The sequence below is a fragment of the Actinosynnema pretiosum genome (genome assembly GCF_002354875.1).
In the GTDB taxonomy this organism is placed as follows: Bacteria; Actinomycetota; Actinomycetes; order Mycobacteriales; family Pseudonocardiaceae; genus Actinosynnema; species Actinosynnema auranticum.
In genome coordinates this window covers 6,857,688-6,877,327 of record NZ_CP023445.1, presented here as the reverse complement: position 1 = coordinate 6,877,327, position 19,640 = coordinate 6,857,688, and the positions used below count along the sequence as shown (strand labels likewise).

Annotated in this window: 24 protein-coding genes; 17 read left to right on the top strand and 7 right to left on the bottom strand. The window is 73.5% G+C overall.

Features of this window, described 5'->3' with window-relative positions; translation table 11 throughout:
* Positions 1 to 184: 184 nt before the first annotated feature.
* On the top strand, positions 185 to 3,562 hold the full coding sequence (locus tag CNX65_RS29345) for a pyruvate carboxylase (RefSeq protein ID WP_096496637.1): 3,378 nt from the start codon (positions 185 to 187) through the stop codon (positions 3,560 to 3,562).
* A 58-nt stretch (positions 3,563 to 3,620) separates the two neighbouring features.
* Here CNX65_RS29345 and CNX65_RS29340 read toward each other — a convergent pair whose 3' ends face one another.
* Positions 3,621 to 3,809, bottom strand: a complete 189-nt coding sequence (locus tag CNX65_RS29340; protein WP_096496636.1) for a DUF397 domain-containing protein — start codon at positions 3,807 to 3,809, stop codon at positions 3,621 to 3,623.
* Positions 3,806 to 4,654, bottom strand: coding sequence for a helix-turn-helix domain-containing protein (locus CNX65_RS29335; protein ID WP_157767896.1), 849 nt, complete (start codon positions 4,652 to 4,654; stop codon positions 3,806 to 3,808). Before CNX65_RS29335 ends, CNX65_RS29340 begins: the two co-directional genes overlap by 4 nt.
* Before the next feature lie 105 nt (positions 4,655 to 4,759).
* Between CNX65_RS29335 and CNX65_RS29330 the strand changes: the two genes are divergently transcribed.
* From CNX65_RS29330 to mutM, 12 genes are all read left to right on the top strand, one after another.
* Positions 4,760 to 5,011, top strand: a complete 252-nt coding sequence (locus CNX65_RS29330) for a hypothetical protein (RefSeq protein ID WP_096496634.1) — start codon at positions 4,760 to 4,762, stop codon at positions 5,009 to 5,011.
* A gap of 92 nt (positions 5,012 to 5,103) precedes the next feature.
* Positions 5,104 to 5,820, top strand: coding sequence for a DddA-like double-stranded DNA deaminase toxin (locus CNX65_RS29325; protein ID WP_096496633.1), 717 nt, complete (start codon positions 5,104 to 5,106; stop codon positions 5,818 to 5,820).
* Positions 5,805 to 6,248 carry an Imm1 family immunity protein gene (locus CNX65_RS29320; protein WP_157767895.1) on the top strand — a complete coding sequence of 148 codons (444 nt, stop codon included), beginning with the start codon at positions 5,805 to 5,807 and terminating at the stop codon, positions 6,246 to 6,248. Before CNX65_RS29325 ends, CNX65_RS29320 begins: the two co-directional genes overlap by 16 nt.
* A 61-nt stretch (positions 6,249 to 6,309) precedes the next feature.
* Positions 6,310 to 7,392: an MBL fold metallo-hydrolase gene (locus tag CNX65_RS29315; protein ID WP_096496631.1), complete on the top strand. Its 1,083-nt coding sequence runs from the start codon at positions 6,310 to 6,312 to the stop codon at positions 7,390 to 7,392.
* A gap of 99 nt (positions 7,393 to 7,491) precedes the next feature.
* A complete protein-coding gene (rsmD, locus tag CNX65_RS29310; protein ID WP_096496630.1) occupies positions 7,492 to 8,058 on the top strand; it encodes a 16S rRNA (guanine(966)-N(2))-methyltransferase RsmD in 567 nt (188 codons plus the stop codon).
* A 52-nt stretch (positions 8,059 to 8,110) separates the two neighbouring features.
* A complete protein-coding gene (gene coaD, locus CNX65_RS29305) occupies positions 8,111 to 8,593 on the top strand; it encodes a pantetheine-phosphate adenylyltransferase (protein ID WP_015804661.1) in 483 nt (160 codons plus the stop codon).
* A gap of 136 nt (positions 8,594 to 8,729) precedes the next feature.
* Entirely contained in the window at positions 8,730 to 9,446 is a 717-nt protein-coding gene (locus tag CNX65_RS29300; protein ID WP_096496629.1) for a DivIVA domain-containing protein, read from the top strand.
* 118 nt (positions 9,447 to 9,564) lie between these two features.
* Positions 9,565 to 10,152 carry a YceD family protein gene (locus CNX65_RS29295; protein ID WP_096496628.1) on the top strand — a complete coding sequence of 196 codons (588 nt, stop codon included), beginning with the start codon at positions 9,565 to 9,567 and terminating at the stop codon, positions 10,150 to 10,152.
* A 2-nt stretch (positions 10,153 to 10,154) separates the two neighbouring features.
* Positions 10,155 to 10,337 (top strand): 50S ribosomal protein L32, encoded by a 183-nt coding sequence (rpmF, locus tag CNX65_RS29290; RefSeq protein WP_015804658.1) that lies wholly within the window; start codon positions 10,155 to 10,157, stop codon positions 10,335 to 10,337.
* 27 nt (positions 10,338 to 10,364) lie between these two features.
* The gene (rnc, locus tag CNX65_RS29285; protein WP_096496627.1) at positions 10,365 to 11,141 is read left to right on the top strand and encodes a ribonuclease III; all 777 of its coding nucleotides are present in this window, start codon (positions 10,365 to 10,367) and stop codon (positions 11,139 to 11,141) included.
* Between the two features lie 34 nt (positions 11,142 to 11,175).
* Positions 11,176 to 11,427 (top strand): hypothetical protein, encoded by a 252-nt coding sequence (locus tag CNX65_RS29280; protein ID WP_096496626.1) that lies wholly within the window; start codon positions 11,176 to 11,178, stop codon positions 11,425 to 11,427.
* A 9-nt stretch (positions 11,428 to 11,436) separates the two neighbouring features.
* Positions 11,437 to 12,312, top strand: a complete 876-nt coding sequence (gene mutM, locus CNX65_RS29275) for a bifunctional DNA-formamidopyrimidine glycosylase/DNA-(apurinic or apyrimidinic site) lyase (protein ID WP_096496625.1) — start codon at positions 11,437 to 11,439, stop codon at positions 12,310 to 12,312.
* 332 nt (positions 12,313 to 12,644) lie between these two features.
* Here the strand turns inward: mutM and CNX65_RS29270 are convergent, their stop codons facing one another.
* Complete coding sequence (locus CNX65_RS29270; RefSeq protein WP_015804654.1) at positions 12,645 to 13,073, bottom strand: MarR family winged helix-turn-helix transcriptional regulator; 429 nt, start codon at positions 13,071 to 13,073, stop codon at positions 12,645 to 12,647.
* Positions 13,074 to 13,392: 319 nt separating this feature from the next.
* Here CNX65_RS29270 and CNX65_RS29265 point away from each other — a divergent pair, with 319 nt between their 5' ends.
* Positions 13,393 to 14,073 carry a response regulator gene (locus tag CNX65_RS29265; protein ID WP_096496624.1) on the top strand — a complete coding sequence of 227 codons (681 nt, stop codon included), beginning with the start codon at positions 13,393 to 13,395 and terminating at the stop codon, positions 14,071 to 14,073.
* A 103-nt stretch (positions 14,074 to 14,176) separates the two neighbouring features.
* Here CNX65_RS29265 and CNX65_RS29260 read toward each other — a convergent pair whose 3' ends face one another.
* The 4 genes from CNX65_RS29260 to CNX65_RS29245 form a co-directional block, all read right to left on the bottom strand.
* Positions 14,177 to 15,298 carry an NAD(P)/FAD-dependent oxidoreductase gene (locus CNX65_RS29260; protein ID WP_096496623.1) on the bottom strand — a complete coding sequence of 374 codons (1,122 nt, stop codon included), beginning with the start codon at positions 15,296 to 15,298 and terminating at the stop codon, positions 14,177 to 14,179.
* 764 nt (positions 15,299 to 16,062) lie between these two features.
* Positions 16,063 to 16,554, bottom strand: a complete 492-nt coding sequence (locus CNX65_RS29255; protein ID WP_096496622.1) for a hypothetical protein — start codon at positions 16,552 to 16,554, stop codon at positions 16,063 to 16,065.
* A 157-nt stretch (positions 16,555 to 16,711) separates the two neighbouring features.
* Positions 16,712 to 17,281, bottom strand: a complete 570-nt coding sequence (locus CNX65_RS35815; RefSeq protein WP_157767894.1) for a hypothetical protein — start codon at positions 17,279 to 17,281, stop codon at positions 16,712 to 16,714.
* Positions 17,282 to 17,295: 14 nt separating this feature from the next.
* Positions 17,296 to 17,955, bottom strand: a complete 660-nt coding sequence (locus CNX65_RS29245; protein ID WP_232520054.1) for a CAP domain-containing protein — start codon at positions 17,953 to 17,955, stop codon at positions 17,296 to 17,298.
* Positions 17,956 to 18,001: 46 nt separating this feature from the next.
* Here CNX65_RS29245 and CNX65_RS29240 point away from each other — a divergent pair, with 46 nt between their 5' ends.
* From CNX65_RS29240 to CNX65_RS29230, 3 genes are read left to right on the top strand one after another with little or no spacing between them, the layout of a single operon-like run.
* The gene (locus tag CNX65_RS29240) at positions 18,002 to 18,289 is read left to right on the top strand and encodes an acylphosphatase (RefSeq protein WP_096496619.1); all 288 of its coding nucleotides are present in this window, start codon (positions 18,002 to 18,004) and stop codon (positions 18,287 to 18,289) included.
* Between the two features lie 33 nt (positions 18,290 to 18,322).
* The gene (locus tag CNX65_RS29235; protein ID WP_096496618.1) at positions 18,323 to 18,811 is read left to right on the top strand and encodes a sigma factor-like helix-turn-helix DNA-binding protein; all 489 of its coding nucleotides are present in this window, start codon (positions 18,323 to 18,325) and stop codon (positions 18,809 to 18,811) included.
* A complete protein-coding gene (locus tag CNX65_RS29230) occupies positions 18,811 to 19,632 on the top strand; it encodes a zf-HC2 domain-containing protein (RefSeq protein ID WP_096496617.1) in 822 nt (273 codons plus the stop codon). The genes CNX65_RS29235 and CNX65_RS29230 overlap by 1 nt, the downstream gene beginning before the upstream one ends.
* The last annotated feature ends 8 nt before the right edge of the window (positions 19,633 to 19,640 follow it).

The window sequence follows — 19,640 nt, the reverse complement described above, 5'->3', positions numbered from 1 at the left end:
GGCGATCACCGCGCGTCCGGACAGCGGGTGCGGGGGTCCCTCGCAGGGGGGAGGATCACCGCAGGTCGGGCTCGTGTCGAGACATGTGGGAATGATGTCCGTCACGTGAGATGGATCTCCCGATTGGCGGGACGCGCACGGTAGCGTGCCTTGATTGCCATCGAGTGACCGGGAGGAACGCAGAATGTTCCGCAAGGTACTTGTCGCCAACCGCGGCGAGATCGCCATCCGGGCGTTCCGCGCCGCTTACGAGCTGGGCGCGGGCACGGTCGCGGTCTTCCCCCACGAGGACCGCAACTCCCTGCACCGGCTGAAGGCGGACGAGTCCTACGAGATCGGCGAGCCCGGCCACCCCGTGCGGGCGTACCTGTCCGTCGACGAGGTCATCAAGGCCGCGCGCAAGGCGGGCGCCGACGCCGTGTACCCCGGTTACGGCTTCCTCTCCGAGAACCCCGGACTGGCCAAGGCCTGCGCCGACGCGGGGATCACGTTCGTGGGTCCCCCCACCGAGGTGCTGGAGCTGACCGGCAACAAGGCCAGCGCCATCGCCGCCGCCCGCGCCGCCGGGCTGCCCGTGCTCAAGTCCAGCGACCCGTCCAGCGACGTCGACGCGCTGCTCGCGGCGGCCGACGACATCGGCTTCCCGGTGTTCGTCAAGGCCGTCGCGGGCGGCGGCGGGCGCGGGATGCGGCGCGTCGAGGACCCGGCCGCGCTGCGCGAGGCGATCGAGGCCGCGTCCCGCGAGGCCGAGTCCGCCTTCGGGGACCCGACGGTGTTCCTGGAGCAGGCCGTGGTCGAGCCCCGGCACATCGAGGTGCAGATCCTCGCGGACGGGCAGGGCGGCGTGATCCACCTGTTCGAGCGCGACTGCTCGGTGCAGCGCCGCCACCAGAAGGTCATCGAGATCGCGCCCGCCCCGAACCTCCCGCCGGAGCTGCGCGAGCGGATCTGCGGCGACGCGGTCAGGTTCGCGCGGCACATCGGGTACCGCAACGCGGGCACCGTCGAGTTCCTGCTCGACCCGCGCGGGAACTACGTGTTCATCGAGATGAACCCGCGCATCCAGGTCGAGCACACGGTCACCGAGGAGGTCACCGACGTCGACCTCGTGCAGTCCCAGATGCGCATCGCCTCCGGCGAGACCCTCGCGGACCTGGGCCTGAGCCAGGACACCGTGCAGCTGCGCGGCGCCGCGCTCCAGTGCCGCATCACCACCGAGGACCCCGCCAACGGGTTCCGCCCGGACACCGGCATGATCAGCGCCTACCGCTCGCCCGGCGGCTCCGGCGTGCGCCTGGACGGCGGCACCACCGGCGTCGGCACCGCGATCAGCGCCCACTTCGACTCGATGCTGGTCAAGCTGACCTGCCGGGGCCGCACGTTCTCCGCCGCCGTCGCCCGCGCCCGGCGCGCGGTCGCCGAGTTCCGCATCCGGGGCGTGTCCACGAACATCCCGTTCCTGCAGGCGGTGCTGGACGACCCGGACTTCTACGAGGGCCGCGTCACCACCTCGTTCATCGAGAAGCGCCCGCACCTGCTGACCGCGCGCTCCTCCGCGGACCGGGGGACGCGCCTGCTGACGTACCTGGCCGACGTGACGGTGAACCGGCCGAACGGCGCCCGGCCGTCCGCCGTGGACCCCAGGCTGAAGCTGCCGCCCGTCGACCTGTCCGCCGACCCGGCTCCCGGCAGCAAGCAGCGCCTGGACCAGCTCGGCCCGGAGGGGTTCGCGCGGTGGCTGCGCTCCAGCGAGCGCGTCGGCGTCACCGACACCACGTTCCGCGACGCGCACCAGTCGCTGCTGGCCACGCGCGTGCGCACCAAGGACCTGCTGGCCGTCGCGCCGCACGTCGCGCGGCTCACGCCCGAGCTGCTGTCGCTGGAGGCGTGGGGCGGGGCGACCTACGACGTGGCGCTGCGGTTCCTCGCCGAGGACCCGTGGGAGCGGCTGGCCGCGCTGCGCGAGGCGGTGCCGAACATCGCGCTGCAGATGCTGCTGCGCGGGCGCAACACAGTCGGGTACACGCCGTACCCCGAGGCGGTGACCAGCGCCTTCGTCGAGGAGGCCACCGCGACCGGCATCGACATCTTCCGCATCTTCGACGCGCTGAACGACGTCGAGCAGATGCGGCCCGCGATCGAGGCGGTGCGCGCCACCGGCACGGCCGTCGCCGAGGTCGCGCTCTGCTACACCTCCGACCTGTCCAACCCGGACGAGCGGCTCTACACGCTCGACTACTACCTGCGGCTGGCCGAGCAGATCGTGTCGGCGGGCGCGCACGTGCTCGCGGTGAAGGACATGGCCGGGCTGCTCCGCCCGCCCGCCGCCGCGAAGCTCATCACCGCGCTGCGCAGCGAGTTCGACCTGCCGGTGCACCTGCACACCCACGACACCGCAGGCGGCCAGCTGGCCACGTACCTGGCGGCGATCCAGTCCGGCGTGGACGCGGTGGACGGCGCGGCGGCGTCGATGGCGGGCACCACCTCGCAGCCGCCGCTGTCGGCGATCGTGGCGGCGACCGACCACACCCCGCACGCGACCGGCCTGGACCTGGCGGCGGTGTGCGACCTGGAGCCGTACTGGGAGTCGGTGCGGAAGGTGTACGCGCCGTTCGAGTCCGGCATCCCCGGCCCGACGGGGCGGGTGTACAGCCACGAGATCCCCGGCGGCCAGCTGTCGAACCTGCGCACCCAGGCGGTGGCGCTCGGCCTCGGCCAGAAGTTCGAGGAGATCGAGGCGATGTACGCCGCCGCCGACCGGATGCTCGGCAGGCTGGTGAAGGTGACGCCGTCGTCCAAGGTGGTCGGCGACCTGGCGCTGCACCTGGTCGGCGCCGGCGTGAGCCCGGCCGAGTTCGAGGCCGATCCGGGCAGGTTCGACGTGCCGGGTTCGGTCGTCGGCTTCCTGCACGGCGAGCTGGGCGACCCGCCCGGCGGCTGGCCGGAGCCGTTCCGCAGCAAGGCGCTGAAGGGCAGGGCGGCCCCGAAGGCGGTCGCGGAGCTGACCGAGGAGGACCGCAAGGGCCTGGCCGAGAAGCCCCGCGCGACCCTGAACCGGTTGCTGTTCCCGGCGCCCACCAAGGAGTACCTGGCGCACCGGGACGCGTACGGCGACACGAGCGTGCTGAGCAGCAAGGACTTCTTCTACGGCCTGCGGCCGGGCGAGGAGTACCCGGTGGACCTGGAGCCGGGCGTGCGCCTGCTGATCCGCCTCGAGGCGATCGGCGAGGCGGACGAGCGCGGGGTCCGCACCGTGATGGCGGTCCTCAACGGCCAGCTCCGCCCGATCCAGGTGCGGGACCGCTCGATCGCCGCGGAGGTCCCGGCGGCGGAGAAGGCGGACCGCGCCAACCCGAACCACGTGGCGGCCCCGTTCTCGGGCGTGGTCCAGCCGTCGGTCGCGGAGGGCGACGAGGTCGACGCGGGGCAGACCCTGGCGACGATCGAGGCGATGAAGATGGAGGCCGCGATCACCGCGCCGAAGGCCGGGCGGGTGGCGCGGTTGGCGGTGGGGAACGTGCAGCAGGTCGAAGGCGGGGACCTGCTGGTGGTGCTGGAGTAGCCGATTCCGGGATCCTCCGGGCGGGCGTCCCCTTGCCGGGGCGCCCGCCCTTCCGGTTTCAGAGGTCGAACACGCCCTGCTTCGCGCCCGCGGTGAAGAACTCCCACTCGGCGAACGTGAACCGCTGCGGGGCCTCGTCGGGTCGGTGGGAGTTGCGGACCAGGACCTCGTCGGGGGTGCGCATGACCTCGACGCAGTTGGAACCCCCGCCGCTGAACTTGGTCCACTGGTTCACCTTGAGCGTCATGCGGTGTCCTCCAAGATCCTGGCCATCAGCTCGCGGCTCTCCTCCACGCCCATCGCCTTCGCGCGGGTGTACTCGAACCAGCGATTCGTCCTGTCCACCTGCTCGGGCCGGTCGACGAAGTGGTCGCCGTACGGCGTGTCGACGCTGACCAGCGAGGGGAGCTTATCCGGCAGGCGGAACAGGCTCAGTGTGGTCCCGGTCAGCGGGTGCGCGCCCGCTCCCTGCGGCATGACCTGGACGTTGACGTGCTCCAGCGCGGTCACCTCGAGGATGTGCGACAACTGCCCGCGCATCACGTCCGGTCCGCCGATGTTCGCGCGCAAGGCCGGTTCCGCGAGCACGGCCCACAGCCGCAGCGGTGGTTCCCGGTCGGTCAGCAGGGCCTTGCGCCCCATCCGCAGGTGGAGGTTCTTCTCCAGCACCTCCCCCGCGAACCCGGCACCGCTGATCAGCGTTCGGGCGTAGTCCTCGGTCTGGAGGACGGCGGGGACGAGCTCGAACGACGAGTAGACGACCTCGGTGGCGATCGCCTCGACGTCCAGGATGCGCCGGAGCCAGGGCGAGATCTGCCCGCCCAACTTGCTCTTGGGCCGACGCCGGTTGGCCTCGCTGTTGAGCCCGAGGAGGTCCTCGCGGGTGGCGTCGTCGGCTTCGTAGAGGTCGAGCAGCTTCTCCAGCTCGGCCTGCTTGACCCCGCTGGCGGCGGTCTCGATGTTCCCGATCTTCGTGGTGGTGCACACGAGCACGGCGGCGGCCCGTTCCCGCAACAACCCCCTGTCCTCGCGCAACCTGCGCAACGTCGTGGCCACCTGGATGCGCGCGGCACTGCGATGCGGGTTGGTCACGGCGTCCTCCGGAATCACTCGAATGGGAGACCCGCACAACTTGTGTGCACAGGTTATTGTCCACGTGTTCGGAAAGTGTACGAACAACATCGGAGAGTGATGAACATGGGGTCGGTCGTCCAACTCTCGGAAGTCCGCAAGTCCTCGAACGGCGGCCCGGAGTGGCGCGTGGTCGAACGCGCGGAGCAGGACCCCGAACCCGACCTCAAGACCTGGGCGGTGTCCCGGCTGCTCGCGCACGGCTGCACGTTCGGCTTGTACGCGGCTGAGTCGGGCAGGGAGCGGGGCGACGGCGACGAGTTCCACGAGGACGTCTGGCTCATCTGGGACGGCACGGCGGTGATGGGCGCCTGCTGACCGCCGGGTGATTCCGGACTGTTCGCGGCTTCGGGTGAAGGTTGTTGGCCCAAAGCCGCAGCACTGGGATCGTGCCTGGTGGGGGAGGTGCGATGGGGTCGCTGGGGGCGGTCGCCGACGAGTTGGAGTCGGTGTGCGAGCGGGCTGCGGAGTGCCGGGTGGCGCTGCTGTCGGCGGTTGACGGGGTGCGGTGGGCACGGGAGTGGTGGGAACGGGTCTCGGCGGGGTCGAACGACCCGGAGTGGGCCGGGTTGCTGGCCTGCCTGGTCGAGGTGGAGCGCGGGATCGACGAGGTCTCCCTCGCCCTCTCCGACGGCGTCGGGCTGGTGCTCGACGTGGTCGCCGACCTGGTCGGGGGAGGGAGTGACCGTGCGGGTGACGAGCCGGCCGAGCCGCCGGACCGGATCGAGGAATTGCGCCGCGAGCTGCCGCCGCCCGTGACGCCCGGTGCGGGGCAGAAGACCCACGGGCGGTGGTTCGGGCCGGACGGGAAGACCCGTTCGGCGATCAGCGGCAAGGACGAGGGGTTCGCACTGGTGCTCCGCACGATTCGCGAGCTCGGGATGACGCGCGGCTTCCCGCTGCGCGCGACCGACGTCGAGATGAAGGTCGCCGCGCACATGAGGGCCAACGGAATCACGAGCGCGACGCTCGTCATCAACCACGTCCCCTGTGACGACGGTATGTTCAGCTGCGATCGGATGGTGCCGGTCCTCCTGCCCGCAGGCAGCGCGCTGAGCGTTTTCGGAGCGAGTGGTTTCCGCAGGACCTACCACGGAGGAGAGCAGTTGCCGTGCCCCACGCCCTGAAGATCTACACCCGCCCCGACCACGGCAAGGAACCGCTGTTCCTGCACACCCCGGACGAGGTCCGGGCCTGGTTCGCCGCGTGGCGGGACGCCTCCCCGGCGGGCAGCGTCGACCTGGCCACCTTCTACCTGGCAGGCGACGACTGGGGGCCCGAGCTGAACGCGGGCCTCGACGGCGACAAGGGCGTGCTGCACCACTCCGGTGACGACGACACCTCCTACGGCTTCCACTCCCACGCCCCCGAAGGCAGCAACCCCGACGAGGTCGTCTACTACTTCTTCGCCGCCGACACCCCCTTCCCGCCCCACTCCGAGATCCCCGTCGCCGCCGTCGAGTCCGCCGTCCTGGAGTTCATGTCCACCGGCCTGCGCCCCACCTGCGTCCACTGGCAGGCGTGGGTCCCCGGCACCGGCCACGTCCCCGTGTGACCTCCCGCCCACCCCCGCGAAAACGGGGAACTCTCCGCCCGGACCCGCCGTTGGACCGGCCATGAAGAAGGTGACCGGACTCCTGTTCGCGGCAGCCGCCGGGGCGCTGGCCTGGGCCGCGCGCGACGTTCCCGCCGCCATGGGGGGCAGGCCGGACGAGCGCGTCCGCCGGTCTCCCCAGTGGCGCGACGGCAAGTTCCACAACCGCGCCACCACCAGCACCATGCCGCCCGACGGCGCCACCGAGACGCTCCGCGACTTCGCGTTCGGCGACAAGACCAAGCGCAAGCCAGCGGGTCCCGTGCCGCTGGTGGCGCCGAGGCGCGACGCGCCCGCCGACGGCCTCCACATCACCTGGTACGGCCACGCGTCCTCGCTCGTCGAGATCGACGGCGCGCGCGTCCTGATCGACCCGATCTGGAGCGACCGCTGCTCCCCGTCCCAGGTCGTCGGCCCGCGCCGCCTGCACGCCGTCCCGCACGAGCTGGACGAGCTCGGCCGGATCGACGCCGTCGTCATCTCCCACGACCACTACGACCACCTCGACCTCCCCACGGTCCGCGCGCTCACCCGCGACCACGCCGCCGTGTTCGTCGTCCCGCTCGGCATCGGCGCGCACCTGCGCAGCTGGGACGTCCCCGAGCACCGCATCGTGGAGCTCGACTGGAACGAGTCGCACCGCGTGGCGGGCATCACCCTCACCGCCACGCCCGCGCAGCACTTCTCCGGCCGCGGCCTCACCCGCGACACCACGCTCTGGGCGTCCTGGGTCATCGCGGGCCCCGAGCACCGCGTCTACTACACCGGCGACACCGGCTACTTCGACGGCTACGCCGAGATCGGCCAGGAGCACGGCCCGTTCGACGCCGCGCTCGTCCAGATCGGCGCCTACGGCTCCGGCTGGCCCGACATCCACATGACCCCCGAGCAGGGCGTCGCCGCGCACCGCGACGTCCGGGGCGGCCTGCTGATCCCGGTGCACTGGGCCACCTTCAACCTCGCGCTGCACGACTGGTCCGAGCCGGTGGACCGGGTGTGGCGGGAGGCCAAGGCGCACGACGTGCGGATGGCCGTCCCGAAGCCGGGCGAGCGGATCGACGTCGCCAACCCGCCCGCCGTGGACGGCTGGTGGCAGGCGCTCTGAGCCGGGGGACCCCGAACCTGGAAAACCGCTGAAGCCCCGCCGCGCCGGCCCGCGAACCCTGCGGGACGGCGCGGCGGGGCCGTTTGGAAAACTCCCCCCGTGACCAGGATCGTCGCGGGCGCGGCGGGCGGACGCCGCCTGCAGGTGCCGCCCAAGGGCACCCGCCCCACCTCCGACCGCGTCCGGGAAGCCCTCTTCAGCTCGCTGGAGACCTTCCTCGACCTGGACGGCGCGCACGTCCTCGACCTCTACGCCGGGTCCGGCGCGCTCGGCTTCGAGGCCCTGTCCAGGGGCGCGGCGACCGCGACCTTCGTCGAGTCCGACCGCCGCGCCGCCGACGTCCTGCGCGCGAACGCCGCCGCCCTCCGCCTGCCCGGCGCGACCGTCCTGCACCGCCCGGCCGAGGCGGTCGTCGCCGCCCCGCCGGGGCGCCCGTGCGACGTCGTCCTCGCCGACCCGCCCTACGCCGTCACGGACGAGCAGCTCGACCGCGTCCTCGCCGACCTGGTCGCGAACGGCTGGACCGCGCCCGGAACCCTCCTGGTGGTCGAGCGCGCGTCCCGCAGCCCCGAACCCGTCTGGCCGAGCCCGTTGGAACCGTTGCGCGGCAAGCGATACGGGGACACCGCACTGCACTGGGCCGAACACCCGCAGGCGCGCGGGTGACGCATCCCACGACGCCCCTGGGCACATCGGCACTGGTGCTACCGTCCCGCCCATGACGCGTGCCGTGTGCCCCGGCTCCTACGACCCGGCCACCAACGGACACCTGGACATCATCGGCAGAGCCGCCGGGCTCTTCGACGAGGTCGTCGTCTCGGTGCTCATCAACAAGAGCAAGAAGACGCTGTTCTCGGTCGAGGAGCGCACCGAGATGCTCCGCGAGGTCACCGCGCAGTGGCCGAACGTGCGGGTCGACTCCTGGCACGGCCTGCTGGTCGACTACTGCCGGGAGAACGACATCCAGGCCATCGTGAAGGGCCTGCGCGCGGTCAGCGACTACGACTACGAGCTGCAGATGGCCCAGATGAACCACCAGCTCACCGGTGTCGAGACCCTGTTCATGCCGACGAACCCCATCTACAGCTTCCTGGCCAGCTCGCTGGTGAAGGACGTCGCCAACTACGGCGGCGACGTCTCCACCCTGCTCCCGCCCAGCATCCTGACCAGGCTCACCCAGCGCCTCGCCGAGCGCCGCTGACCCGGCGGGCCCGCCCGCCGGACCGCCTCCGCCGAACCCGCTCGGGTGCGGACACGCCCGACCGCGCTCCCCCTCGCCCGGTGACGGGCAGGGCACACTAGGTTGAGCACATCGGCAGTGGCGCGAGGAGTGTGACGTGTACCGGGTGTTCGAGGCCCTCGACGAGCTGGTCACGATCGTCGAAGAGGCGCGGGGCGTGCCCATGACCTCGGGGTGCGTGGTCCCCAGGGGCGACGTGCTCGAACTGCTCGACGACGTCCGCGACGCCATCCCGGCGGAGCTGGACGACGCGCAGGACGTGCTCGACCACCGCGACGAGCTCGTCGGCAAGGCGCAGCACGAGGCCGACCAGGCGACCAGCAAGGCCCGCTCCGAGGCGGACCGGATGCTCGCCGAGGCGCAGCACGAGGCCGAGCGGATGCTGTCCGAGGCCAGCGCGCGCGCCGAGCGCCTGGTCGCCGAGGCGGAGGAGCAGGCCGAGCGGGCCGTCGCCGCCGGGCGCCAGGAGTACGAGGACCTGGTGGGCCGGGCGCACTCCGAGGCGGACCGGATGGTCCAGGCCGGGCGCGCCAACTACGAGCGCGCGATCGAGGAGGGGCGGGCCGAGCAGGCCCGGCTGGTCGACCAGACCGAGGTCGTGCAGGCCGCGCACGTCGAGTCCGCGCGCGTCATGGAGGCCGCCCAGGCGGAGGCGATGCGGCTGCGCGGCGAGTGCGACGCGTACGTCGACGGCAAGCTCGCCGACTTCGAGGACCTGCTCGCGCACACCCTGCGCAGCGTCGGCAAGGGGCGCTCGCACCTGCGCGGCCCGGCCGTCGCCAGCGCGACCGCGCCCTACGACTACCAGGACTAGCACCGCCCCGACCTGCCGATTTCGCCACGGCCCCGGTTGTCCCGTACTCTTGAGCGGTTGGCCGTGGCAGATCGCCCGGCAGCCACCAGCACCACCGAGCTCGACACACCGAATCACCATGCCTGAACACAGCCGCGCGCACGCGCGTTCCACAGCACCAGGGCCCTGGGTCATCGACACCAGGGACCTCGGGCGTCGCGCGGGCTCCAGCCGCGCCTACCGCAGGACGGTTCCGGCTGAAGGTCTCGGTCTGCTCGGTGTGATCGCGGTGCCCGAAGGCGGCGAGGTCGAGCTCGACCTCCTGCTCGAATCGGTGGTCGAGGGCGTCCTCGTCACGGGCACCGCTTCCACGACGGTGGAGGGGGAGTGCTCGCGCTGCCTCGACCCGCTGTCGTCAGACGTCCAGGTGGGGCTGACGGAGCTGTACGCGTACCCCGACAGCACCACCGACGAGACCACCGAGGAGGACGAGGTCAGCCGGGTCCACGACGACCTGATCGACCTCGAACCCGTGGTGCGCGACGCCCTCGTGCTCGCGCTGCCGCAGGTGCCGCTGTGCTCGCCGGACTGCCTCGGGCTGTGCGTCGACTGCGGCGGCAGGCTGGCAGATCTCGGCCCCGACCACGGGCATGAGACGATTGACCCCCGGTGGGCCGCGCTGCAGGCGCGGTTCGACGGGAATCGTGACAATCCAGAGGAGAACTAGTCGTGGCCGTCCCGAAGCGGAAGATGTCGCGCTCGAACACGCGCTCGCGCCGCGCTCAGTGGAAGACCGCCGCCGTGCACCTGGTGGCCTGCTCCAACAAGGCCTGCCGCCAGCCGAAGCCCCAGCACGTGGCCTGCCCGACCTGCGGTCAGTACGACGGCCGCCAGGTCGTCCAGCCGGCCTGATCTCCCTGGCGAAGGTAGTACGGCACCATGGGGGGTAGGTCGTCGCGCGGTCGATCCGTCGACCGCACCCCGCTGCTTGAAGCGCTCGGCGTCCCCCTGGACGCCGAGCTGCTCACGCTCGCCCTGACCCACCGCTCGTACGCGTACGAGAACGGCGGCCTGCCGCCGAACGAGCGGTTGGAGTTCCTGGGCGACGCGGTGCTCGGGCTCGTCGTGACGGACCACCTGTACCGCGCGCACCCCGACCGCCCCGAGGGGCAGTTGGCGAAGCTGCGGGCCAGCGTGGTCAACATGCACGCGCTCGCGGGCGTCGCCCGCGGGCTCGGCGCGGACGGGCTCGGCGGTCACCTGCTGCTCGGCCGCGGCGAGGAGCTCACCGGGGGCAGGGACAAGGCGAGCATTCTCGCCGACGGCCTCGAAGCCGTCATCGGAGCGGTGTACCTGCAGTTCGGGATAGACACCGCACGTCAACTGGTCCACCACCTGTTCGACCCGCTGCTGGCCGAGGCGCCGCTGCGGGGCGCGGGTCTGGACTGGAAGACCAGCTTGCAGGAGCTGACCGCCTCGTCAGGGCTGGGCGTCCCCGAGTACCGGGTGGACGACCAGGGGCCGGACCACCGCAAGGAGTTCACCGCGACGGTGTACGTCGGTGGCAAGCCCCACGGTTCAGGCGACGGCCGCACCAAGAAGGAAGCCGAGCAGAAGGCGGCCGAGGCCGCTTGGCGCGTCCTGTCCGACAAGGCAGACGACGGCGAGGACGCGGCCGACGGCGCGGAGCAGAACGGCCAGGGCTCGGCGAACTAGCGGACTTCACCCGACCAGGAAGACTGACGCCGACATGTACGCCACGAACGTCCGGAGCAGGCGCGCCCACCACCGCGGCCACACCTCCCGTCCGCTCAGCGCCGCCCGCAGCGGCGGCATCCAGGGCCTCGTCCTCGTGCGCGACACCGCGCAGGCGGGCGGCTGGATGCTCAAGCCGACGAAGCCGCAGGCCGCGGCCTTCGAACTGCTGGAGGAGCTGGAGCGCGAGGTCGCCGCCCGCGCCGAGACCGCGGAGCACGCCGCCGCGGGCACCACCGAGGACTGATCACCGCACGTGCCCGAGCTGCCCGAAGTCGAAGTGGTCCGCCGAGGGCTGCACGAGCACGTCACCGGCCGCACCGTCGCCTCCGTCGAGGTGCTGCACGCCCGAGCGATCCGCCGCCACCTTCCGGGGGCGGCGGATTTCGCCGTTCGGCTGACCGGGCAGCGCATGGACGCGGCGCGCAGGCGCGGCAAGTACCTGTGGGTCGACCTGTCCGGCGGCGAGGCGGTGCTCGCGCACCTCGGGATGAGCGGGCAGATGCTCGTCCAGCCGGTCGGGGCGCCCGACGAGAAGCACCTGCGGGTCCGGGTCGTGTTCGAGGACGACGGCCCTGAGCTGCGGTTCGTGGACCAGCGGACGTTCGGCGGGCTCGCGCTGGACGAGCTGGTGGAGGTCGACGGGACCTGGCTGCCCCGGCAGGTCTCGCACATCGCCCGCGACCCGATGGACCCGGAGTTCGACGCCGACGCGGCCGTGCGGGCGCTGCGGTCGCGGAAGACGGACGTGAAGCGGGCGCTGCTCGACCAGACGCTCGTGTCCGGGGTCGGGAACATCTACGCCGACGAGTCGCTGTGGCGCGCCAGGCTGCACGGGCTGCGGCCCACGGCCAAGCTGACCACCGCCAAGACCGCCGAGCTGCTCGGGCACGCCACGCAGGTGATGCTGGAGGCGCTCGGGCAGGGCGGGACGTCGTTCGACGCGCTGTACGTCAACGTGAACGGGCAGTCGGGGTACTTCGACCGGTCGCTCGCGGTGTACGGGCAGGAGGACCGGCCGTGCGCGCGGTGCGGGACGGCGATCGTGCGGGAGCCGTTCATGAACCGCTCCTCGTACTCGTGCCCCCGGTGCCAGCCCCGGCCGAGGGACGCCAAGACCGCCGCCCGTTAGGGGAGTTCGCGGTTCGTCGGCGGCCCGATCGCCCGGTCGGCGCCCGCCTGATTCGATTCGGGAAATCCTTTTCCTTTTCTTCGTGCGGTTCTCCGTGCGCTTTCACATATTTCACTCTTTGGTGTGACGCACGGTTGAGTTAACCCGGATGAGGGACGCCGCCTCCCCGCAGGCGGCCCCACCTTCCCGCGCGCCCCCGTCCCCGGCGGGGGCGCCGCACCTGTCCGATCAGCCCGGCTGGTCCGCCCGACCCGGCGGGCGCGCGGGCCGCGCGGGCCCGGCCGGGCCCGGTGGGCGCGTGCGCCTCGGCGGCCTGGTCGGCCCCGTCGACGTCACCGGTCGGCGAGCCTGCGCAGCAGCGGCGTCACCGCGCGGACCCGGTGCTGCTCCTCCGGCGACAGCGCCGAGAGCCGTTCCGACAGCAGCTCGGCCTCGCCGTGCGCCATCGACAGCACCGTTTCCCGGCCCGCGCCGGTCAGCACCACGATCGTCGCCCTGCCGTCGGCCGGGTCGGCCTCGCGGCGGACGAGACCGTTCGACTCCAGGCCGGTCACCACGGTTGTCGCGGTCGGTTGGGAGCAGAGCGCGCGCACCGCGATCTCGCCGATGCGCATCGGCCCGTGGTTCGACAGCTCGGCCAGCACCAGCAGCTGGGTCGGCTGGAGCCTGCGCACCGACGCCGACTGCCGCAGGCTCCGCACCAGGCGGTGCACCGCGACCACGAGTTGTAAGGCGTCCTGATTGGTCACACTGGCGGTCATGGAATGCCTCCCCGCGGCTCACCCACGGTGAGCACTTGTCCTAATCCGGTCAGGACATTCGCACTGAAGAAGGACCGATGTCCATAGCTACCAACTATTCACACCCGTATGTACTCGCCCTTATCCGCACCAGTGCGGCGAGACACCCGTCAATCTTGCGTAAATGCATCGTCTGAGTGCGTCAAGGTTCCGTCAATGCCACACTTTCGGGTGAGGTTGTCCGAGGAAGATCGCATCGGCGTGGCGCCTTCACCCGAACGCGCACAATGGACGTGGGCAGGCGGACCGCGCGCCCACCCCGCCGCGCGAGGAGGGTCGCATGACGAAGGTGCTGGTGGTCGACGACGAGCCGCAGATCGTCCGGGCGCTCCGGATCAACCTGTCCGCCCGCGGCTACCAGGTGCTCACCGCCCACGACGGCGCCGCCGCGCTCAGGGCCGCCGCCGAGGGCAAGCCGGACGTGGTGGTGCTCGACCTCGGGCTGCCCGACGTCGACGGGACCGAGGTGATCGCCGGGCTGCGCGGGTGGACGACCGTGCCGATCATCGTGCTCTCCGCGCGCGTCGACTCGACCGACAAGGTCGAGGCGCTCGACGCGGGGGCCGACGACTACGTGACCAAGCCGTTCGGCATGGACGAGCTGCTGGCCAGGCTCCGCGCGGCCGTCCGCCGCTCCGCCGCGCCCGCCGACGCCGGCGAGGCGGTGGTGCGGACGGGGGCGTTCACGGTGGACCTGGTCGCGAAGAAGGTGCACCGGGAGGGCGCCGAGGTGCACCTGACGCCGACCGAGTGGGGGCTGCTGGAGGTGCTGGTGCGCAATCCGGGCAAGCTCGTCGCGCAGCGGCAGCTGCTGCAGGAGGTGTGGGGGCCCGCGTACGCCAAGGAGACCCACTACCTGCGGGTCTACCTGGCGCAGCTGCGGAGGAAGCTCGAGCCCGAGCCGTCCAGGCCCCGGCACCTGGTGACCGAACCGGGGATGGGGTACCGGTTCGAGCCCTGACCGGGTGTTCACCGGGGGGATTGGTGAACAACCCGGCGGGTGGGGCGGCCGGGTGCCTGCGCGCGGCGTCCGGCGGTGCCCGCGGGTGGTCGCGCCGGGGCGGTCAGGCTCCGCTGGGGAGGGTCGGGCGGCGCTGGAAGGCGACGGTGTAGGCGATGATCGCCTCCTTGGCCAGCGCCGCCGCGCGGCCGGTCAGGACCAGGTCGCGCGGGGTGTCGTCCGGGTGCGTGAACTGGAGCACGGCGTCGCGCCTGCCCAGGCTGACGCACTGGCCGACGTAGCGGAAGCGGGTCGGGGTGGGCTCGGCGCCCGCCAGCTCCTGGGCCAGCGCCCGGATCGCGCGCTGGGCGTTCGGGCCCGCCGTCGCACAGGCCATGCGCATCTCCTGGCCGTCCGCCCTGCGCATCGCCGCCGCGTCGCCGACGCCGATCACCTCCGGGTGCGAGGTCGAGCGCATCGCGCCGTCGACCAGGAGCCTGCCCGAGGCGTCCACCGCCAGGCCCGACTCGCGGGCCAGCGGCGGCACCCGGAAGCCCGCCGTCCAGACGACCGCGTCCGCCGCCTCGCGCACCCCGTCGACCCGCACGCCCCGCGCGTCCACCGACTCGACCCGGCAGCCCTCCCGCACCCGCACGCCCAGCCGCGCGAACGCCCGGTGCAGGTGCCGCACCGCCTTCGGGGACAGGCCCGCGCCCACCGCGCCCGACGACAGCAGCGCCACGGAGTGCCCGGCCTCGGCCAGTTCGGCGGCGGTCTCCACGCCGGTCAGCCCGCCGCCGACGACCACGACGGACCGCCGGCCTCCCCGCGCCCCCGAGCCCCCGCCCGACAGGGCGCGGTGCAGGCGCTCGGCGGACTCGGCGTCGGCCACCGAGTGGGCGTGCTCGGCCACGCCCGGCGTCGACCCCAGGTCGGCGCCGCTGCCCAGGGCGTAGACCAGGCGGTCGTAGGGCAGCGCGCGGTCGCCCACGCGCACCTCGCGCGCCCCCAGGTCGATCGCCTCCGCCCGGCCCACGACCAGCTCGACGCCGGCCCCGGCCAGCAGGTCCCGCAGCGGGAGCCGCCGCTCGGGCCGGCCCGCAGCCAGCTGGTGCAGCCGGACCCGCTGCACGAAGCGGTCGCGCTCGTTGACGAGCGTCACCCGCGCGCCGGTCCACCGGGCCGCCAGCTTGGCCGCGGCCAGACCCGCGTAACCGGCCCCCAGCACCACAACTCGCTCGGACATCACCGTCTCCTCTCGACGTCGACCACGAGGCGTCAGCCACACGACGTCAGCCACGGGAGGAGCGAGACGGGGGCGCGAGAGGTGACAGTGAGCTCGGGCACAGCCCGCCCGGCCCCCGGAACCGCCCCGCGCCCGCACCGGACGCCGTTCCGGCCGCCTCGTCGGCCCGCTGACGGGTTTCCGCGCGCCCGGACGGCCGGGGAGGCCGGAACGGGCTCCCCGAAGGGCTGCGGGGGAGCGGGGTGGAGTTCGACGCGGGCACGGCGGCGGGAGCGGGACCTCCGGGGGCGGGACGGCTCGGGTGTTGGTGGGAGGACAGGAGCGGCGACCGGGGTGGCCGGTGGACGACCGGGGTGGGGGCGGGGATCGGTGCGGCCGGACAGTGGCCGGTGAGCCGCTGGTGTGGCGGCCGAAGCGGCTGGGGCGACCGGTGCGGCTGGTGGGTGACCGGGGCGGGCCAGGACGGGGATCGGTGCGGCTGGACAGCGGCGGGTGGGTCGCTGGTGTGGCGGCCGAAGCGGCTGGTGGATGACCGGGTCGGGCCGGGTCGGGGATCGGTGCGGCTGGGACAGCGACCGGTGGGCCACTGGTGTGGCGGCCGAAGCGGCTGGGGCGACCGGTGCAGCCGAGGCTGCTCGTCCGACCGGCGTGGCCGAAGCGGCTGGGGCGGCCGGGGGTGTGCGTGGACCGGCCCCGTCGGGTGGGCTCGGTGGTGTGGGGCGCCCGCCCTGCGGGCTCGCCCAGCCACCCGCCCACCCCCGCGGTCACGGGCGGGGTGGCCTGGTGGTGGTCGGGGCGGTGGTGGTCGGGTCCGGGGCCTCGTCCTCCGGCGTCGTCGTCACCACCGGCGGCGCCGTCGTGGTGGTCGTCGGGGACTGGCGGGTCGTGGTGGTCGGGAGCGCCACCGGCTCGTCCGGCTCCTCCGGGGACTCCGACCTGGCCGCCGTCGGCTCGTCGCCGCGCGTGGGGCGGTCCTCGTGGCGCGCGTCCGGGCGGCGGGTCGTGGTCGTCGTGGCCGCCGCCCTGAGCTGGGTGGGCGCCGCGGCCGTCGACTCGGACGTCGGCCTCGCGGGCGCGCTCCCGGTGGTCGCCTCGGCCTGCGCCTCAAGGGGTCGCGGCGTCTCCGGCTCGCCGTCCGGCACCAGCGCGGCGCCGACACCCGCCACCGCCGCCGCCACCACGGCCCCCGCCGCGGACAGCAGGACCAGCGGCGAGAACCTGCGCCTCGCGGCCACGACGGACTCTTGCTCGAACACGCGAACTCCCTGGAGAGACCTTGAACCGAAGGTCGGGCGTCCGGGTTATCGGCGCGCGACGGCCCGCACCGGATCGGTGCGGGCCGTGGTCCACGCCTTCGTGCCGTTTACCGCCACCTGTGGGTGATGGCGCGGTTACTGCGCGTCCCGCGTCGGGTCAGTTGCCCGAGGTGGGCGGGGTCCCCGAACCGGAGGTGGGGGGCTGCTCCGCCGAGGTCGTGGTGACCGGGGGCTCCACGGGCGGCTTCGTCGTGGTCGTCGTGCCGCCGGGGTTGGGGTTCGGGTTCGGGTTGGGATTCGGGTTGGGGTTCGGGTTGTTCGGCTTGGGCGGCTGCGGTTCCTCGTTCACCGTCGTCGTGGTGGTCGTCCCGTCCGCCCTGGTCACCGTCGTCACCCGGACGCGCTGCGTCGTCGTGGTCGGCGCGGCGCTGCTCTCCGCCGACTGCGGCGTGGAGCTGGGGGCCTCCGAAGAAGACCCAGCGGACTCGGACCCGGACTCGGGCGCCGACGTGGGCGTCGACGTCCGGCCGGTCGGGGGCGTGTCCAGCTGAACGCCGATCGGCGTGGTGGCCTCGTCGCTCGACGACGGGCCCGCGATCGCGGCCACCGCCCCGAAGATGGTCGCCACGACGACGCCGGACGCCGCCAGCAGCAGGTGGGGCGACAGGCGCCGCGCGCGAGAGCTCTGCTCGGGCTCGGGCGACTCGTAAAGCCCGTCGTCGGTCACTCGGTCTCCCTAGGTCAACGGCCGAAGTTCTGGGTCCAGTACCAGCCACGGGTGTCCAGACCGACACCGGTGGTGGTGAACGAGCAGTCGAGGATGTTCCGACGGTGCCCCTCGGAGTCCAACCACGCGCCCACGACGTCCTCCGCGCTCCGCTGGCCCATGGCGATGTTCTCACCGGCGGGTCGCGGATAGCCCGCTTCGCGCATCCGGGTGGCGAAGTCCACACCCTCCGGACTGGTGTGCGCGAAGTAGCCCCGGCTCGCCATGTCCGCGCTGTGCGCCCTGGCGGCGGTGACCACCCGGTCGTCCACGCCCAGCGCCGCGCACCCCGCCGCGCCGCGCGCCTGGTTGACCAGCCGCACGACCCGGTCGGCCTGCACCACGTCCAGCGGCGGCGGGTCCTGGGGGGACGTCGGCGACGAGCTTGCCGGTGCCGGGGAGTCCGGGGCAAGCCCGCTGGTCGTGGCGGTGGTCGACCGGGGCCCGTCGGGAGCGCCCGAGGAACCGGGACCCGGACCGGGACCGGACCGGGGCGCGCCCGGCGGCGGGTCCTGCTGGGACGTCGTCGAGGCGGTCAGGCCGACGAGGAGGGCGATGGAGCCGACGCCCGCCGCGCCGAGCAGCAGGCCGAGGAGCCCGCCGATGGCGGACCTCTTCCCGCTCCGCGCGCTCACGGTCGCGCACCGTATCACCATCGGGTGAAATACCGGGGTGGAAGGCATGTCTGGAGCGGAGTCCGCGGTGCGGATGACCGCATGGGTCAGGGGGCACGTGCAGGGCGTCGGGTTCCGGTGGTGGACCAGGGCCCGCGCGCTGGAGCTCGGCCTGGTGGGGAGCGCGTCCAACCTGCGCGACGGCCGCGTCGAGGTCAACGCCGAGGGGCCGGAGGAGGCGTGCCGCGCGCTGCTCGCCGCGCTGCGCTCCGGGGGCGCGCCCGGCCGGGTCGACGTGGTCGTGGAGCGCTGGTCGTCGCCGCGCGGTGGGCTGACGGGTTTCGCGGAGCGTTGAACGGGGACACCCCCGGCGGCCGTAGTTACCGCTGTGGACCGCGGGGAAGATGTCGTCAGGCAGCTCTACGGCCGCTGGCGCGGCCCGCTGCGCGGCTACGTCCTGCGCCTGGTCGGGGGGGACCACCGGTACGCCGAGGACGTCGTCCAGGAGACCCTGCGCAGGGCGCGGGGCAGCGCGGACGTCCGCACCCCCGAGGAGGCCGGACCGTGGCTGTACGCGGTGGCCCGCGCGCTGGTGGCGTCCGGGTTCCGGCGCGCGGGGGGTGAGCGGCCCGAGGAGCCGCCGTCCGAGGTCGACGCCGTCGACCACGCGCTCCAGGGCTGGCAGGTCGCCGAGGCGCTGCGCGGGCTGAGCCGCGACCACCGCGACGCCGTCGTCGAGCTGCACTACCGCAGGCGCACCGTCGCCGAGGCCGCCGCCGCGCTCGGCATCCCGCAGGGCGCGGTCAAGTCCCGCTGCTTCTACGGGCTGCGGGCGCTGCGCGACGCGCTGGCCGAGCGCGGGGTGACCGAGCCGTGATGACCTGCTTCCGCAGCACGGACCTGGGCGTCTACCTGCTCGGCTCGCTCGACCCGGTCGAGCGCGGCGCGTTCGAGCGGCACCTGCGCGCCTGCCCGCCGTGCAGGCGGGAGCTGCTGCGCCTCGCCCCGCTGCCGGGGCTGCTCGGCCAGGTCACGCTGCTCGACCTGGAGCAGCCGTTCACCGACCCCGACCCGTCGCCCGAGCTGGCCCCGCTGCCCGAGCTGCCGCCGCAGCCGCCGCCCGCGGTGCCCAGGAGCGCCCGGATCTCGGCCAGGACCACGCTGCCGCTGGCCACCCCGCTGCCCCCGGCGCCGGACGGCTGGCTGGTCGGCTCGCGCGCCACGCGGGCCGGGCGGGGGGACCGGGCGCGGGACGCGGGGCGGACCGCCGGGCGCCGCGGGCCGCGCTGGCCGCTGGTGGCCGCCGCCGCGGCGCTGTTCGGTGTGCTGCTGGTGGGCGCGCTCCTGGTCACCCCCGGCTGGTTCGCCCGCGAGGACCGCGGACCGGTCCCCGTCGCGTCCAGCACGGCGGTGACCTGGGCCGGGACCGACGCGGGCACCGGCGTCGCGGCCCGCGCCGAGCTGGTCGGCCGGGACTGGGGCACCGAGCTGCTGCTCACCCTCGACGGCGCGCCGGACGGGGCGCGCTGCCGCCTCGTGGTGCACGGGACGTCCGGGCGCACCGAGGTCGCGGGCTGGTGGGGCAGCGGCCCCGCGCGGCACGAGCGCGTGCCGGGGGCCACCTCGTTCGCGCTGGCCGACGTCGAGCGGGTCGACGTCGTGGCCGACATGCGGGTGCTCGTCTCGGTGCGCCCCTGATCAGGCCG